13 protein-coding genes are annotated in these 16,199 nt (G+C 65.3%); 5 read left to right on the top strand and 8 right to left on the bottom strand.

Going from position 1 to position 16,199, the window contains the following annotated elements; all coding sequences use genetic code 11:
* Positions 1-6 precede the first annotated feature (6 nt).
* The 3 genes from ABIC94_RS21575 to ABIC94_RS21565 all read left to right on the top strand — a co-directional run bounded on the left by ABIC94_RS21575 (position 7) and on the right by ABIC94_RS21565 (position 4,139).
* Positions 7-774: a class II aldolase/adducin family protein gene (locus ABIC94_RS21575; RefSeq protein ID WP_126746933.1), complete on the top strand. Its 768-nt coding sequence runs from the start codon at positions 7-9 to the stop codon at positions 772-774.
* 95 nt (positions 775-869) lie between these two features.
* Positions 870-1,748: a bile acid:sodium symporter family protein gene (locus tag ABIC94_RS21570; protein ID WP_354375020.1), complete on the top strand. Its 879-nt coding sequence runs from the start codon at positions 870-872 to the stop codon at positions 1,746-1,748.
* A gap of 117 nt (positions 1,749-1,865) precedes the next feature.
* Complete coding sequence (locus tag ABIC94_RS21565; RefSeq protein ID WP_354375019.1) at positions 1,866-4,139, top strand: glycoside hydrolase family 3 N-terminal domain-containing protein; 2,274 nt, start codon at positions 1,866-1,868, stop codon at positions 4,137-4,139.
* A 102-nt stretch (positions 4,140-4,241) separates the two neighbouring features.
* On the opposite strand, the gene ABIC94_RS21560 is transcribed toward ABIC94_RS21565, so the two are convergent.
* The 8 genes from ABIC94_RS21560 to urtA all read right to left on the bottom strand — a co-directional run bounded on the left by ABIC94_RS21560 (position 4,242) and on the right by urtA (position 11,627).
* Positions 4,242-4,592, bottom strand: a complete 351-nt coding sequence (locus ABIC94_RS21560; protein ID WP_126746930.1) for an alpha/beta hydrolase — start codon at positions 4,590-4,592, stop codon at positions 4,242-4,244.
* Positions 4,593-4,740: 148 nt separating this feature from the next.
* On the bottom strand, positions 4,741-5,085 hold the full coding sequence (locus ABIC94_RS21555; RefSeq protein ID WP_126746929.1) for an FmdB family zinc ribbon protein: 345 nt from the start codon (positions 5,083-5,085) through the stop codon (positions 4,741-4,743).
* 7 nt (positions 5,086-5,092) lie between these two features.
* The gene (fmdA, locus tag ABIC94_RS21550) at positions 5,093-6,325 is read right to left on the bottom strand and encodes a formamidase (protein ID WP_354375018.1); all 1,233 of its coding nucleotides are present in this window, start codon (positions 6,323-6,325) and stop codon (positions 5,093-5,095) included.
* Positions 6,326-6,348: 23 nt separating this feature from the next.
* The gene (urtE, locus tag ABIC94_RS21545; protein ID WP_354375077.1) at positions 6,349-7,038 is read right to left on the bottom strand and encodes an urea ABC transporter ATP-binding subunit UrtE; all 690 of its coding nucleotides are present in this window, start codon (positions 7,036-7,038) and stop codon (positions 6,349-6,351) included.
* A gap of 338 nt (positions 7,039-7,376) precedes the next feature.
* Positions 7,377-8,120, bottom strand: coding sequence for an urea ABC transporter ATP-binding protein UrtD (urtD, locus tag ABIC94_RS21540; RefSeq protein ID WP_354375017.1), 744 nt, complete (start codon positions 8,118-8,120; stop codon positions 7,377-7,379).
* Positions 8,121-8,139: 19 nt separating this feature from the next.
* Positions 8,140-9,345: an urea ABC transporter permease subunit UrtC gene (gene urtC / locus ABIC94_RS21535; RefSeq protein WP_354375076.1), complete on the bottom strand. Its 1,206-nt coding sequence runs from the start codon at positions 9,343-9,345 to the stop codon at positions 8,140-8,142.
* Between the two features lie 34 nt (positions 9,346-9,379).
* A complete protein-coding gene (urtB, locus tag ABIC94_RS21530) occupies positions 9,380-10,294 on the bottom strand; it encodes an urea ABC transporter permease subunit UrtB (RefSeq protein WP_126746926.1) in 915 nt (304 codons plus the stop codon).
* 67 nt (positions 10,295-10,361) lie between these two features.
* Complete coding sequence (gene urtA, locus ABIC94_RS21525) at positions 10,362-11,627, bottom strand: urea ABC transporter substrate-binding protein (RefSeq protein ID WP_354375016.1); 1,266 nt, start codon at positions 11,625-11,627, stop codon at positions 10,362-10,364.
* A 258-nt stretch (positions 11,628-11,885) separates the two neighbouring features.
* Here urtA and ABIC94_RS21520 point away from each other — a divergent pair, with 258 nt between their 5' ends.
* Positions 11,886-15,278, top strand: a complete 3,393-nt coding sequence (locus ABIC94_RS21520; protein ID WP_354375015.1) for a hybrid sensor histidine kinase/response regulator — start codon at positions 11,886-11,888, stop codon at positions 15,276-15,278.
* Positions 15,256-16,161, top strand: a complete 906-nt coding sequence (locus ABIC94_RS21515; RefSeq protein ID WP_354375014.1) for a response regulator transcription factor — start codon at positions 15,256-15,258, stop codon at positions 16,159-16,161. The genes ABIC94_RS21520 and ABIC94_RS21515 overlap by 23 nt, the downstream gene beginning before the upstream one ends.
* The last annotated feature ends 38 nt before the right edge of the window (positions 16,162-16,199 follow it).

Below are 16,199 nucleotides of genomic sequence, written 5' to 3'. Positions count from 1 at the left end.
CTCACCATGAACGCAAACTCCCAATCCGAAATCCAGAAACTCGTCTCCGCCGAAGAGTGGCAACTGCGCGTCGACCTTGCCGCCTGCTACCGCCTGGTGGCGCTCTACGGCTGGAGCGACCTGGTGTTCACGCACATCAGCGCGCGCATTCCCGGGCCCGAGCACCACTTCCTGATCAACCCCTACGGCCTGATGTTCGACGAGATCACCGCGTCGAGCCTGGTCAAGGTCGACCAGCAGTGCAACAAGATCATCGACTCGCCCTACCCCGTCAACCCGGCCGGCTTCGTGATCCACAGCGCGGTGCATGCCGCGCGCGAAGACATCCAGTGCGTGCTGCACACCCACACCAAGGCCGGCATTGCCGTGAGCGCGCAGAAGAACGGCGTGCTGCCCATCAGCCAGCAATCGACCTTCGTGCTGGCCTCGCTGGCCTACCACGACTATGAAGGCGTGGCCTTCCGCGACGACGAGAAGCCGCGCCTGCAGGCCGACATGGGCAACGCCAATTTCCTGATGCTGCGCAACCACGGCCTGCTCACTTGCGGCAAGACCATTGCAGACGCATTCCTTTCGATGTACACCTTCGAGAACACCTGCCAGATCCAGATTGCGGCGCAGTCGGGCGGCGGCGAACTCACGCAGGTGAACCCGAAGATCGTCGAAGGCGTGGGCCAGGCGATGAAGGTCCAAACGGGCGGCCTGGGCGGCCAGTTCGTCTGGCCCTCGCTGATCCGCAAGCTCGACCGCATCGACGACAGCTACAAGCAATAAGACGCGCCGATTCCGGTTTCCACGGCTGCCAGCGCCTGCGCGACAGGTGCCGGCAGCCATTTTTTTAGAAGAAGCAAGAAGAGGAGACAACAAGCATGGACGCTACGCTCATCGTGACCCGCTTTCTGTTCGGCGCGCTTGCGCTGGTGATGTTCGGGCTCGGTCTTTCGCTTTCGCTGGACGACTTCCGTCGGCTTTTCAAGCACCCCAAGGCGGTGACCATTGCGCTCGCGCTGCAGGTCGTCGGCCTGCCGCTGGCCTGCTACGCCATCATCGTCGGCTTCGGTCTGTCGCCGGTATTCGCCATCGGGCTCATGCTGCTCGCGGCCTCGCCGGGCGGCATTTCGGCCAACCTGTTCTCGCATCTGTTCGGTGGCAACGTGGCCATGAACATCTCGCTCACGGCCGTGAACACGCTGCTGTCCATCGTCACGCTGCCGCTCATCGCCAACTGGGCCATCAATCACTTCGCGCAGAGCGGCCAGGTGGTGCCGCTGCAGACGCGCAAGCTGGTGGAGGTGATCGCCATCGTGCTGGTGCCGGTGGCCATCGGCATGTTCGTGGCCTCGCGCCGGCCGGGCTTCGCGGCGCGCATGGAAAAGCCGACCAAGATCTTCAGCGCCGTGGTGCTGGCGGTGGTGACGGTGCTTGCGATTGCGAACGAGTGGAAGACCATCACCGCGACCTTCGCCGAGATCGGGCTGCCCGTGCTGCTGTTCAACCTCCTGAGCCTGCTCGCGGGCTATTACCTGAGCCGCGCCGCGGGCCTCGACAAGCCGCTGGCCACCGCCATCAGCTACGAGATCGGCATCCACAACTCCACGCTGGCCATCTTCATCGCGGTGAGCGTGCTCGGGAGCTTTCCGCTGGCGCTGCCGGCCGCCATCTATTCGGTGGTGATGTACATCACGGCCCCGCTGTTCGGATGGCTGTTGCTGCGCAAGCGGCAACCGGTGGCCGTGCCTGCGCGATGATGCGCGCATGGAACTGAGGCAACTGCGCCTCATGCGCGACCACTCTTAAACCGGGTGTAACAGCTCCAAAGACCGGCCGTGCCGTGCGGTCAGGCTTTGGCGTGAGAATGGCGGGCCATGCACGTTCGAATCCCCGCCATGGCGGCCCTGCTGGGCCTGGCCTGTTTTCTCTCCCCCGTCTCCCACGCAGCCCCGGCCACCGCCGAGGGCTCCCAGGTCGCGGACGCTCGCATCGATTCGCTCGTCGCCCGCATGACGGTCGAGGAGAAAGTGGGCCAGCTCAGCCTCTACGGCCCCGCCGACACCAACATTCCCGGCAACCCCCAGGTCGGCCAGCGCAATGCGCAGCAAGAGATCGACGACGTGCGCGCCGGCCGGCTCACCGGCCTTTTCAACAACCAGGGGCTGGAACGCAAGCGCGTGCTGCAGGAAGTGGCCGTGCGCGAATCGCGCCTGGGCATTCCGCTGCTCTACGGCGCGGACGTGATCCATGGCTTTCGCACCATCTTCCCGATGCCGCTGGCAGAGGCCGCGAGCTGGGAGCCGGATCTCGCCGAGCGCACCGCGCGCGTGGCGGCGATTGAAGCCAGCGCCGACGGCTTTCGCTGGACCTTTGCGCCCATGGTGGACATTGCGCGCGATGCGCGCTGGGGCCGCGGCATCGAGGGAGCGGGCGAAGACGTGTACCTGGCCAACCTGTTCGCGGCGGCGCGCGTGCGCGGCTTCCAGGGAAGCGACCTCTCGCGCGCCGATTCGCTACTGGCCACGCCCAAGCACTTCGCGGCCTATGGCGCCGCCGAGGGCGGGCTCGACTACGCCGCAACCGACATCTCCGAGCGCACGCTGCGCCAGGTGTACCTGCCGCCATTCCGCGCCGCGCTGGACGCGGGCGCGCTCTCGGTGATGAGCGCGTTCAACGAAATCTCCGGCATTCCCTCGATTGCCAACCCCGCGCTGCTGACGGGCGTGCTGCGCGACGAATGGAAGTTCAAGGGCTTCGTCGTTTCCGACTACACGGCCGACGAGGAACTGATTGCGCATGGCTACGCCGCCAATGGCCGGGAAGCGGCGAAGCAGTCGTTCCTGGCCGGCACCGACGTCAGCATGCAGAGCGGCCTCTACATGCGCTACCTGCCCGAGCTCGTGGCCTCGGGCGAAGTGCCGATGGGCCGGCTGGACGATGCGGTGCGCCGCGTGCTGTGGGTCAAGCAGAAGCTCGGCCTGTTCGACCAGCCCTTTCGCGGACTCGACGGCCCTCCGGCGCAGGCCCGCGCCGAGAACCCCGCGCACATTGCGCTGGCGCGCGAGGACGCACGCCGTTCCATCGTGATGCTGAAGAACGAACGCGCAGTGCTGCCGCTGCCCAAGTCCGGCAAGAAGATCGCGCTGATCGGGCCCTTTGCCTCCGGCACGCAGGACCTGCTCGGCGCCTGGAGCCTGTTCCCGGGCCAATCGGCCCCGGTCGGCATCGAAGACGGCCTGCGTGCCGCGCTGCGCGACCCTTCGGCATTGACCGTGGTGCGCGGCTCGGGCATCGAGTCGCCGCTGGCGGGCGGCATCGAGGCTGCGGTGTCCGCCGCGCGCGACGCCGACGTGGTGGTGCTCGCCATCGGCGAAGGCCAGCTCATGTCGGGCGAGGCCCGTTCGCGCACCGACATCGGCCTTCCGCAGGCGCAGCAAGACTTGGCCGAAGCGGTGGCCGCCACCGGCAAGCCCGTGGTCGTGCTGCTGAGCAACGGACGCGCGATGGCGCTCAGGGGCGCGGTGCGCAATGCCGACGCCATTCTGGTCACCTGGTTTCTGGGCGTGCAGACCGGCACCGCCATTGCCGACGTGGTGTTCGGCGACTTCAATCCTTCGGGCCGGCTGCCGGTGAGCTTTCCGCAAACCTCCGGCCAGGTGCCCTTCTACTATGGCCAGAAGCGCACCGGCCGTCCGTTGCCCGACAACGACCAGGCCATGGCTTTCAAGACCCGCTACGTCGACACAACGAACCAGGCGCTGTACCCCTTCGGTCATGGCATCGGCTATGCGCCGGTGCGCTACGACAGCGTGGAACTGAGCCAGGAGCGGCTACCGCTCGGCGGCACCCTGCGCGTGCGCGCCACCGTCACCAACACCGGCCAGCGTGAAGCCGAGGAAGTGGTGCAGCTCTATGCCGTCGAACGCACCGCAAGCGTGACGCGGCCCGTGCGCGAGCTCAAGAACTTCCTCAAGGTGCGCATCGAACCGGGTGCATCGAAGGTGGTCGAGTTCACGTTGCGCGCGGACGACCTTCAGTTCATCGGCCGCGACATGAAGCCGACGGTTGAACCGGGCGAGTTCGACCTGTGGGTGGCGCCTTCGGCAGCGAGCGGCATCCGCAAGAGATTCGTGCTTGCGCGGGAGTGATGCGGATGCGCGGCAGGCCGATGCGCCAGCTTTCGGCAGCCACGGAAAACGGGCCCACTGCGGGCCCGTTTTTCATTGCGTCGATCAAAGAGAAAGATCGGCTTAGAGGCCAGCTTGGCGCGTGAACGACACGCTGGGCTTCTTGTAGGCTTGCGGCACTTCGTCGCGGTAGAACGCGCGGCGGTCGAGGCTTGCCAGCGGGTCATGCGCCTTGGCAACGGCTTCGGCCTGGATCACCGAGCGGTCGGCGGTCGAGGTGAAGGCTTGTGCGCCGGCGCTGGCGCCTTCGCTGTATTCGTTGCCGGCGCGAGCGGCGGCAACAGCTTGCGGTGCCACTTCGGACCGCGACACGCCCGAGTTAACGGTCAGCACGCCTTCATAGGTTTCTGCGTGTGCACCGGCAGCAGCCAGGAGCGAGAGAGCAGCGGCAGCGAGGATCTTCGAGGCATTCATTTCAATCTCCTAATGGGTTGGTTGGTGAGATGAAGTTTGATCCCGAACACCCATGAAAAAACGCCGCAAAACGAATCACGGCGTTCACGAGATTGAAACAATCGGGGCGACTCCGAGGAGCCGCGCGTCCCGCACCGTTAGCCCAGTATTAGTGCGAAATCATCCAGGGCCGCTTCGACGGCGCGGACTTGGCGCCGCTGGGCGCGGTCACCGTCGCACTGCGCCGCGATGAACCCGAGCAGCAGCCGCAGCCCGCCGGATGCTTGAAGCGCGCGTAGTCGCGCGAACTCCCCGGCTCGTGCCTTGCGCGCTCGTTGGTCTCCATTGCACGGCGTGTGCCCGAGGCCATCAGCGCGAGCCGCGGTGCGGCCGAAAGTACGCGTGGCGATGCGCACCCGCAGTCGGGGCAAGCGGCCGGCTCGTCGCGCTGCCCCGAAGGCCGCAGCGCCTCGAAGCCGCCGCATTGGCCGCAGGCGTAGTCGTAGGTAGGCATGGGCGCGTCAGACCAGGTCGTGCGAAAGCGGCATGTCTATGCTGCCGTCGATCATCTTCACAGGCCCCGATGCATTCGGGTTGATGTCGAAGTCGAAGATCTGCGTGGGCAACCAGAGCGTGGCGCAAGAGTTGGGCACGTCGACCACGCCGCTGATGTGGCCTTGCACGGGTGCCGTGCCCAGAATCGAATAGGCCTGTGCGCCCGAATAACCGAACTTCTTCAGGTACTCGATGGCGTTGAGGCACGCTTGCCGGTAGGCCACGTTCACGTCGAGGTAGTACTGCTTGCCGGCCTCGTCGACCGAAATGCCCTCGAAGATCAGGTAGTCGTTGTACTGCGGCGTGATCACGCTCGGCTTGAAGATCGGGTTCTTGATGCCGTACTTGGCCATGCCGCCCTTGATGAGCGTGACCTTCATGTGCACCCAGCCGGCCATTTCGATGGCCCCGCAAAACGTGATCTCGCCATCGCCCTGGCTGAAGTGCAGGTCGCCCACCGAAAGGCCCGCACCGTCGACGTACACCGGGAAGAACACCTTCGAGCCGCGCGACAAATCCTTGATGTCGCAGTTGCCGCCATGCTCGCGCGGCGGCACGGTGCGTGCACCTTCGGCTGCCGCCTTGGTGCGCGCTTCGCCGGTCATCTTGCCCATGTGCGCGGTGCCGGCGAACGGCGGATTGGCGAGGCCGGGCACACGGGTCGGATCGGTGTCGATGAGCTTCTGCTCGCGCTCGTTCCACATGTCGAGCATGGGCTTGTCGGGCAGGCAGCCGATGAGGCCGGGGTGAATCAGGCCCGCGAAGTTCACACCGGGGATGTGGCGCGAGCTGGTGAACATGCCCTTGAAGTCCCAGATGGATTTCTGCGCCTCGGGAAAGTGGTCGGTCAGGAAGCCGCCGCCGTTCTTCTTCGAGAAAAAGCCGTTGAAGCCCCAGAGGCTGTCCTGCTTGGCGCCGATGTCGAGCAGGTCGACCACCAGCAGGTCGCCGGGCTCGGCGCCCTTCACGCCTACGGGGCCGGAGAGGTAGTGCACGGTGCTCAGGTCGATGTCGCGCACGTCGTCGGCGTTGTCGTTGTTCTTGATGAAGCCGCCGGTCCAGTCGAAGGTCTCGAGAATGAAGTCGTCTCCCGGGTTGACCCAGCAGGCCATCGGAATGTCCGGATGCCAGCGGTTATGGATCATTTCGTTCTCGGTGGGTGACTTGGTCAGGTCGACCTTGATCAGCGTGTCCGTCATTTGCAGTGGCTCCTGGGTTGTGGTTAAACAGAGAGATAAGCTTTGATGTGATCCACATCGGTCTTGTCGCGCGCGGTCTCGTGCACGAGCCGGCCGCCCTCGATCACGAAGAGCCGGTCGGCCACGTCCATCGCAAAGCTCAGCACCTGCTCGGACACGACGATGGTGATGCCGCGCAGCTTGCGAATCTCGTTGAGGGCCTTGGCAATGTCCTTGATGATCGAAGGCTGGATTCCTTCGGTAGGCTCATCGAGGAGCAGCACCTTGGGGTCTGTGACGAGGGCGCGCGCAATGGCCAGCTGTTGCTGCTGGCCGCCGGAGAGGTTGCCGCCCTTGCGGCGCTTCATTTCCCAGAGCACGGGGAACAGCGCGTAAATTTCTTCGGGAATGCGTTTTGTCTTCGAGTTCTCGAGACCCGTCTGAATGTTTTCTTCGACGGTCAATGTCGGAAAGATCATGCGGCCCTGCGGCACGTAGGCAATGCCCTTGGCCACGCGCCTGAAGCTTTCGTCGCGCGACACGTCCTGGCCCGCCACTTCAATGCGCCCACTCTTGATGGGAAGCACGCCCATCAGGCTTTTGAACAGCGTGGTCTTTCCCATGCCGTTGCGCCCCATGATGGCTACGGTTTCGTTGGCGTGGCCCTCGAACGAGATTCCGTGCAGGGCTTCGCTCTGACCGTAGGCTGTGTGCAGGTCATCGACCTTCAGCATGATGTTGCTCATGTCACTTCCTGGGTTGTTCGTTCTTGGCGCTGCTGTTCAGGGCGTGTGCAAAGGCCACCGAGTACTCCCCTCCGCGAATGTCCCCCGCCTTCGGCTCCTCCTTTATTTCGCTGCGGGGAGCACCCGATGCCCTGTGCACATGGACGCGCTGCTGGTGTTCCGCCGATCAATGACCGCTCTTTCCAACGCTCCCGCTGATGGGGTGCCTTGCGCAGCGAAATAAAGGAGGAGGCCGCAGGCCGGGGGACATTCGCGGAGCAAGGTACCCCGTCGGCGGGTGCGCTCCCTGAATAGCGCACAACGCAAGAACCAGAAGAACAAGTCATCTAGTGCCCCAGATAAACATCGATGACCCGCGGATCCGCCTGCACCTTCTCCATAGGCCCCTCTGCCAGGATCTTTCCCTGGTGCATCACGGTCACCTTGTGCGCGATCTGCTTCACGAAGGCCATGTCGTGCTCGATGACGATCACCGCCCGGTTCTGGCAAATGCGCTTGAGCAGCTCGGCCGTGAGCTCGCGTTCGCGCGCGCTCATGCCTGCAATGGGCTCGTCGAGCATGAGCAATTCGGGCTCCTGCATCAGCAGCATGCCGATCTCCAGCCATTGCTTCTGGCCGTGGCTGAGCAGGCCCGCCTCGGTGCGCAGCTTGTCGGCCAGGCCGATGTCTTCGGCCACCGCCTGTACCTTGGCCTTGACCTCGTCGTCGCACTTGAACGCCAGCGCACCAAGCACCGAACGGCCCTTCGGAAAAGACACCTCGAGGTTCTGGAACACGCTGAGGTTCTCGTAGATCGATGGTGTCTGGAACTTGCGGCCGATGCCCAGCCGCACGCGCTTGTGCTCGGCCATCTTCGTGAGTTCGGTGTTCTTGAACTTGATGCTGCCGCCGCTCGCGCGCGTCTTGCCGCAGATCAGGTCGAGCAGCGTGGTCTTTCCGGCACCGTTGGGGCCGATGATCACGCGCAGCTCGTTCTTGTCGATGTAGAGCGTGAGGTCGTCAATGGCCTTGAAGCCGTCGAAGGACACGGTGAGGTCTTCCACCGCAAGCGCGAAGTCGGTATTGCTCATGAGGTGATCCGGTTGTTTCTCAGGCGCGCTGGCTGCCGACACCTTCGGGCAGTTGCGGTTCGGGCGAAGACGACGGGGAAAGAGAAGCCGGTGCGGGTGCTGTCGCAGTTGACGCCGGTGGCTTCACCGCGGCTTCACGCAACGCCTGGCGGCGCTCCTTCCACCAGGGCCTGATCTTTTCGTCCCACAGACCCGCAAGCCCCATCGGAAAGGCCATGGTCACGCCGATGAAGAGGCCGGCCATCAGGAACAGCCACAGGTCCGGAAAGCTCTCGGAGAACAGCGTCTTTCCCGCATTCACCAGCAGCGCGCCGTACACCGCCCCCACCAGGCTCATGCGGCCGCCCACGGCGCAGAAGATCACCATCTCGATGGACGGCACGATGCCAACGAAGCTCGGCGACATGAAGCCCACCTGCAGCGCGAACATTGCGCCGCCGATGCCCGAGAGCCCGGCCGCAAGGCAGAAAATGAAAACCTTGAAGTTCGACACGTCGTAGCCCGAGAAGCGCACGCGGTCTTCCTTGTCGCGCATGGCGAGCAGCAGCGTGCCGAGCTTGCTGGTCTGGATCCAGCGGCACAGCACGATGCTGGCGACTAGCAGCCCCACGCAGACGTAGTAGAGAACGTACTTGGCGCCATCGGTGCGTGTGTCCCAGCCCAGCATCGTCTTCAGGTCGGTCATGCCGTTGACGCCGCCCGTGTAGCCCTGCTGGCCGATGATGAGCACGGTGCAGATCAATGCCACCGCCTGCGTGATGATCGCGAAGTACACGCCGCCCACGCGCCGCTTGAACATCGCGAAGCTCACCAGCCAGGCCAGTGCCATCGGCGCCAGCACCACCAGCGCCAAACTCAGGGGCAGGCTCTTGAACGGCAGCCACAGCATGGGCAGCTCGGTGATCTGGTTCCAGTCCATGAAGTCCGGAATACCGGGCGTCGACTGGATCTTGGTGGTGATGGGGTCCGAGGCTTCGAGCTTGAGAAACATCGCCATCGCATAGCCGCCGATGCCGAAGAACACGCCCTGCCCCAGGCTCAGCACGCCGCCGTAGCCCCACACCATCACAAGGCCAACGGCGACGAAGGCATAGGTGAGGTACTTGCCCACCAGGTTCAGGCGAAAGATGTCGAGCGACAGCGGCAGCACGACCGCCAGCAGCAGCACCAGCAGCAAGAGGCTGCCCAGCTGGTAGCGCAGGATCGAGGCCTTGATGAAATTCATCATCGGAACGTTCTCCAGAAAGGATTCGGGTTCATCAGCGGCGGACTTTCACGGCGAACAGCCCTTGCGGACGCATCATGAGAATCAGCACGATGAGCGAGAGCGTCAGCACCTTGGCCATCGAACCGGTCATGAAGAACTCCGAGATCGACTGGGTCTGCGCAATGCCGAAGGCCGACACCACGGTGCCCAGCAAGCTCGCGGCGCCGCCGAAGGTGACGACCAGGAACGCGTCGACGATGTAGAGCGAGCCCGAAGTCGGCCCCGTCGAGCCGATGGTGGTGAAGGCCGCGCCGGCCATGCCCGCAATGCCGCAGCCGATGGCGAAGGTCAGGCGGTCGGTCTTCATTGTGTCGATGCCGGTCGCGTTGGCCATGGTGCGGTTGGCCACGGTGGCGCGCACGCGCAGGCCCCAGCGGCTCTTGTGCAGCGCGACGAGCACGCCGCCCGTGACCAGCGCGGTGAGCGCCAGCACGAACAGGCCGTTGATCGGAATGTCGAGGCCTTCATGCGGCGTCCACGAACCCATGAGCCACTCGGGCAGCGTGGGGCTCACTTCCTTCGGGCCGATGAAGGTGCGGAAGAGCTGCTGCAGCCCCAGGCTCACGCCCCAGGTGGCGAGCAGCGTGTCGAGCGGGCGCTTGTAGAGATGCCTAATCAGCACCCACTCCACGATCCAGCCGACGATGAAGGCGAACACGAAAGCCAGGCCGATGGCAATCGGAAAGTAATACGGCATGAACGCCGGCGCCAGGCTTTCGGTGACGCGCGCGGCCAGGTAGATCGAGTAGGCGCCAATGGTCATGAACTCGCCATGCGCCATATTGATGACGCCCATCTGGCCGAAGATGATCGCGAGCCCCAGGCCCATGAGCAGCAGCACCGCGAAGAGGCTCAGCCCCGCGAAGCCCTGCATGAGGCCGATGTTCATCATGTCCGACAGAGTCATGGAGATTCCTGTATTGACTCCCTCTCCCGCGCGCGGGAGAGGGTTGGGGTGAGGGTCGGCGGCCTGCTTACTGGTAGCCCTTCGGGAACGGATCCGGCTTGATCAATTCCGCCGACTCCGCCACCACCTTGAACGTCCCGTCCAGCTGCCCCTGCCCGATGCGCGCCTTGCTCCACAGGTGGTGGTTCGCATCCAGCTTCACGTAGCCTTCGGGTGCCGTCTTCAGCTCGATGCCCGGCGAGCCGGCCACCACCTTGTCGACGTCGAAGCTGCCGGCCTTCTCCACCGCGGCCTTCCACAGCCACGGGCCCAGGTAGCCCGCCTGCGTGACGTCGCCGATCACCGCGTCCTTGCCGTACTTGGCCTTGAAGGCCGCAACGAACTTCTTGTTGTTCTCGTTGTCGAGCGACTGGAAGTACTTCATCGACGAATAGAAGCCCGCGAAGTTTTCGCCGCCCACGCCGGTCATTTCGTCTTCAGTGACGGCCAGCGTCAGCAGGAACTGCTTGTCGCCCGTGATGCCCGCGGCCTTCAGCTGCTTGTAGAAGGCCACGTTCGATCCGCCCACCACCGCCGCGAAGATGCAGTCGGGCTTGGCGACCTTGATCTTGTTGATCAGCGAGTTGAAGTTGGTGTGGCCCAGCGGGTAGTACTCCTCGCCCTTGACCGACCCCTTCTGGAAATTCTCGATGTGCTTGCGCGCGATCTTCATCGAGGTGCGCGGCCAGATGTAGTCGGAGCCGACAAGGAAGAAGGTCTTGGCCTTCTTCTCCTTTGCGCCCCAGTCCAGGCCCCAGATGATCTGCTGCGTGGCTTCCTGGCCCGTGTAGATCACGTTCTTGCTCTGCTCCAGGCCTTCGTAGAAGGTCGGGTAGTACAACAGGCCGTTCTCCTTCTCGAACACAGGCAGCACGGCCTTGCGCGAGGCGCTGGTCCAGCAGCCGAACACCGCGGCGCAGTGGTCGTTGACCAACAGCTTCTTCGACTTCTCGGCGAAGGTCGGCCAGTCGGAAGCGCCATCTTCCTTGATGACCTTGATCTTGCGGCCGAGGATGCCGCCCATTGCGTTGATCTGGTCGATGGCGAGCTGCTCGGCCTGGATGGAGCCGGTTTCCGAGATGGCCATGGTGCCGGAGGACGAGTGCAGCTGGCCCACCGTCACCTCGGTGTCGGTCACCGCGAGCTTGGTGGTGTTGACCTTGGCGGTGGGGAACTGCGACTGGCCGAAGCTCAGGCCGGGGAGGCCCATCACGGGCAGCGCGGCGGCGCCCTGCAGCAGTCGGCGGCGGCGCAATGCCAGGGCATCGAGGGAGGGATCGAAATCACGCGACATCAGGAAACTCCAGGCAGGTTGTTGGAAAGGAGAGCCGCGCACCATCGCAGTGCATCGGACGGTGCCCCGAGCACCATGGCTGGTACTTTAGAAATCACTTGGGCCGCCGCGAATACGTCATTCAACGTAGCGGCGGCAGGCGCGACTGCACCCAGACTCGCAGGCCGTGCACGGCTGGCGGCAGCCAGGGAAATGCAGGGAGCGCTTCTTGCTGTGTCTGCTGCCATGCCACCGCCGCCCTCGCCACCAGAGCCCACCATGCAATCCGTCACCGGCCAGAAGATCTTTCGCATCCGCCGCGACTACAACGCGTGGGTGGCGAACGAAACGCTGGAGGACTACGCACTGCGCTACACGCCGCGCAGCTTTCGCAAATGGTCGGAGTTCCGCGTCGCCAACGCGGCCTTCGGCGCCACCTCGTTCCTGGCGCTGGAAGCCATTGGCGGTGCCATCGCGCTGAACTACGGCTTCTCGAACGCGCTGTGGGCCATCCTGGTGGTGGGGCTCATCACCTTCCTCACCGGCCTGCCGATTTCCTACTACGCAGCCAAGCACGGCGTGGACATGGACCTGCTCACGCGCGGCGCGGGCTTCGGCTACCTGGGCTCCACCCTCACCTCGCTGATCTACGCGAGCTTCACCTTCATCTTCTTTGCGCTGGAGGCGGCCATCCTCGCGCTGGCGCTGCAGCTGTACCTAGACTGGCCGCTGCCGCTGCTCTACCTGCTCTCGTCGATCGTGATCGTGCCGCTGGTCATGCGCGGCATCACGCTCATCTCGGGCCTGCAGCTGTGGACGCAGCCGATCTGGATCGTGCTGTTCGTCTGCCCCTTCATTGCGGTGCTGGCGAAGAAGCCAGAGCTCTATGCCGACTTCACCGGCCTGGTGGGCCGCACCTCGGACAGCAGCGGCTTCGACCCGCTGATGTTCGGCGCCGCCGCCACGGTGGCCTTCTCGCTCGTGGTGCAGATCGGCGAGCAGGTCGACTACCTGCGCTTCCTGCCCGAGAAGACGGCCTCCAACCGGGGCCGCTGGTGGGCCGCGGTGCTGGTGGCGGGGCCGGGCTGGATCGTGCCGGGCATGCTCAAGATGATGGGCGGCGCCTTCCTGGCTTTTCTGGCGCTGCAGCACGAGATTCCGGGCAAGCACGCCATCGAGCCCACGCTGATGTACCTCACAGGCTTTTCGTACGTGTTGCGCGACCCGGCCTGGGTACTGGCGATCACCACCCTCTTCGTGGTGGTGTCGCAGATGAAGATCAACCTCACCAACGCCTATGCGGGTTCGCTGGCGTGGTCCAACTTCTTCGCGCGCCTGACGCACAGCCACCCGGGGCGCGTGGTGTGGCTGGTGTTCAACGTGGTCATCGCCATTTTGCTGATGACGCTCGGCGTGTTCGCGGCGCTCGAGCACGTGCTGGGCTTCTACAGCAACATCGCCATTGCGTGGGTCGGCGCGCTGGTGGCCGACCTGGTCATCAACAAGCCGCTCGGCTGGAGCCCGCGCACCATCGAGTTCAAGCGCGCGCACCTGTACGACATCAATCCGGTCGGCCTGGGAGCGATGCTGGTGGCGGCGGCGCTCGCCATGCTGGCCTACTCCGGCGTGCTAGGCCAATGGGCACGGGCGTTCTCGCCCTTCATCGCGCTGGCAACGGCGCTGGTGGTTTCGCCGCTGCTGGCCTGGCGCACGCGCGGGCGCTACTACCTGGCCCGCACCGACATCCGGCGCTGGACGCCGGGGCAAATGGTCAAGTGCTCGGTGTGCGACAACAGCTTCGAGTCGGAAGACATGGCGCATTGCCCGGCCTACAGCGCCCCCATCTGCTCGCTGTGCTGCACGCTTGAATCGCGCTGCCACGACCGTTGCAAAACCGACTCGCGCGCCGCCGAGCAGATGAGCGGCTGGCTCAAGGCGCTGCTGCCGCCCGCGTTGTCGGGCCGGCTCAACTTTCGCGTTGCGCATTACCTGATGGTGGCCACCTCGCTCGTGGCTCTGCTAGCCACGGTGATGGGCGTGGTGTATGCGCAAGAGGCCATCGTGGGCTCGGATGCCGTGGACCCTGCCTTGCGAAGCGCGTTCCTCAAGGTGTTTGCGCTGCTCTCACTGGTGGCCGCCGTGGCTGCATGGTGGATCGTGCTGGGCAGCGAAAGCCGGCAGATGGCGCAGGAAGAATCGAACCGCCACAACCACCTGCTTACCGTCGAGATCGAGGCGCACCAGCGCACCGACGCCGCGCTGCAGACCGCGAAGGAAGCCGCCGAGGCCGCCAACCAGGCCAAGACCCGCTACGTGGCCGGCATGACGCACGAGCTGCGCACGCCGCTCAACAGCATCCTGGGCTACTCGCAGATCCTGCTCAAGGCCGAGGCCGTGGCGCCGCCGCGCGAGGCGGTGCAGACCATCCAGCGCAGCGGCGAGCACATGCTGGGGCTGATCGACGGGCTGCTCGACCTGGCGCGCATCGAGGCCGGCCGCCTGCAGCTGGAACCCGCCCCGCTCGCGCTGCCCGCCTTTCTCGACGAGCTCGTGCACATGGTGCGGCCGCAGGCGGAGAACAAGGGCTTGGCGTTCGTGTACACCCACAGCGGGCGGCTGCCGCCCTGGGTGCATGCCGATGCCAAGCGGCTGCGCCAGATTCTCATCAACCTGCTGGCCAACGCGGTGCGCTTCACCGACAGCGGCACGGTCACGCTGCATGTCGATGCACGGCGCGAGGTGCTGCGCTTCGACGTGGTCGACACCGGCATCGGCGTGGCGCCGCAAGACCACCAGCGCATCTTTCTTCCCTTCGAGCGCGGGGCCGCTGGGCGCAAGCGCGGCGAACCCGGCACCGGGCTCGGGCTCACCATCACGGGCCTTCTCACATCGCTGATGGGTGGCGAGCTGCGCCTGGCCGCGACCTCGCCCGAAGGCAGCACGTTCGGCGTGCGGGTGTACCTGCGCGAAGTGGCCGACCCGGGGCCAGAGGCGCAGTCCGGCGCACTGCGGCGGCCGGTGTCGGGCTATATCGGCGCGCGCCGCACGCTGCTGGTGGTCGACGACCAGCCGGTGCAGCGCCAGATGCTGGCCGGCATGCTGGTGCCGCTGGGCTTCGAGGTGCGAGAAGCCGCCAGCGGCACCGAGTGCCTCGACAGCCTGCGCGAAAACCTGCCCTCCGCGATTCTTCTGGACCTCACCATGGACGACATGGACGGCTGGCAGACCGCGGCACTGGTGCGCACCTCGGGCTTCGACCGCATCCCGATCATCATCGTCTCGGCCAACATGTTCGAGAACCAGGGCGAGCTGCTGCGCGCCGCGGGCTGCCAGGCGTTCGTGGGCAAGCCGGTCATCGAGTCGCAGCTGATCGCCACGCTGGAACGGCACCTCGGCCTCGAATGGCTGGCGCTGAACGATGCCATGCCGCCCACCGCCGACATCGCGCCCCGGCCGGAGCAACTGGCGCTTTCGGAAGACGACCGTGCCGAGCTGATGCGGCTGGTGCAGATGGGCCACGTGCGCGGCCTGCACCAGGTGCTCGACCGGCTCGCCGCCGCTTCTCCACCCGCCGCCGTGACCTGCACATGGCTGCGCGGCATGGTCACCCGATTCGATCTCGACAATCTCCGCAAGGCACTCGCAGAAGATGCAGACACCCTCACCCCCTGAAGCCGAACGTCCCGTGGTGCTGGTGGTGGACGACGCCCCCAGCAGCCTCGGCATGCTGTGCGACACGCTCGAGTCCAGCGGCTACACCGTGCTGGTGGCCGCCGACGGCGAGGCCGCGCTGCAGCGCCTCGAACTGGTGGTGCCCGACGCCATCCTGCTCGACGGCATGATGCCCGGCCTTTCGGGCTTCGAGACCTGCCGGCGCATCAAGGCCAACGCGGCGCTTGCGCACATTCCGGTGCTGTTCATGACCGGCCTTTCGGAAACCGCGCATGTGGTCGAAGGCTTCGAGTGCGGCGGTGTCGACTACGTGGTGAAGCCGATTCGCGCGCAGGAAGTGCTTGCGCGCCTGCACACGCACACGCGCAACGCACGCATCACCCGCATGGCGCGCGACGCGGTCGACGTGGCCGGCATGGGCGTGGTGTTCGTCGATGCGCGCGGGCGCATCGCATGGCGTTCTCCGCAAGCCGCGCTGTGGCTCCATGCGCTCGATGCGCCACTGGCCGCCGGGTTGCTGCCTGCCTCGCTCGAATCCGCGCTCGCGCCCGGCGCGGCCATTGCACTGACTACAGCGGCGGGCGCACGCATCTCGGTGCGCAATCTCGGCGCGGCGGCGCTCGGCGAAACCATGCTTCTGTTCGCGACGCAGCGCGAAGGCGCCACGGGCACGCCGTCGGCACGGCTTGCCGAAGCGGCGCTCACGCCGCGCGAAACCGAGGTGCTCTCATGGCTTGCCAAGGGCAAGACCAACCGGGACATCGGCGAAATCCTCGGCACCAGCCCGCGCACGGTCAACAAGCATCTTGAGCACATCTTCGAGAAGCTCGGGGTCGAGACGCGCGCTGCCGCAGCGGCACTGGCGAGCGGGCAGCTGGCCTGATCCAGTTACCCAGCGGCCGGCCAGTCGTCGGCGCTATG

Origin of the sequence: Variovorax paradoxus, from assembly GCF_040544635.1 — a bacterium.
GTDB classification, from domain to species: Bacteria; Pseudomonadota; Gammaproteobacteria; order Burkholderiales; family Burkholderiaceae_C; genus Variovorax; species Variovorax paradoxus_R.
Note: the sequence above shows the minus strand (reverse complement) of the source record. Positions and strands in the feature narration are given on the sequence as shown.